The 637-nt window shown below is 70.0% G+C and carries 1 protein-coding gene; it reads right to left on the bottom strand.

Annotated features, from left to right (window positions below):
* The coding region (locus tag ACYVDE_RS25390) for an IPT/TIG domain-containing protein (RefSeq protein WP_460504289.1) at positions 1–637 on the bottom strand (637 nt) is incomplete at both ends.

Raw genomic sequence — 637 nt, 5'->3', positions numbered from 1 at the left:
GGGCCCGGGTGCCGCTGCTGCTCTGCACCGTCGAGGGCATGCTCACCCGCACTACTTCACCGGGGCGGAAGCTGCCGCCGCTCGGGGTGAGGGTGGCCGTGTTGCTGCTCACCGCCACGCTGGCCGTGCGCCGCCCCTTGTACTGACCGGAGAAAATGCGGATGCCCGCGGCCGAAGCCGCCGTGGGCGCCTGGCTCAGGGTCAGACCAACCGTTGTATTCCGGGCGGCCGCCGGGGCGTTGCGGGTCGGGTTTAGCCCGGTTACCGAGAGGTAAATGGGCGTGAAGTTGGTGGCGCTGGTAGCCGTGCCACCCGGGCCTACTACGCTGATGGGGCCGGTGGTGCTGCTGGGTACCACGGCCGTGACGGTGGTGGCATTGACCAGGGTGAACGAGCTGGCCGCCACCCCGTTGAACAGCACGCCCGTGGCCCCGTTGGCGAAGTCGCCGGTAATCGTCACCGTCGTGCCGAACGTGCCGGTGGCAGGCGTAAAGCTGCTGATGGTGGGCGGCGTCGGGGCAATGGCCAGCGTGCCGTTGCCCACCACGGCCAGGGAGTACGTCACGTTGGTGGCCGCAGCGGTGGCCCACGACGAGCCGCCGCCCCCGCCAGAGGCCGTGTACGAGCCGAAAACGCA

The organism is Hymenobacter agri, assembly GCF_054778495.1.
Note: the sequence above shows the minus strand (reverse complement) of the source record. Positions and strands in the feature narration are given on the sequence as shown.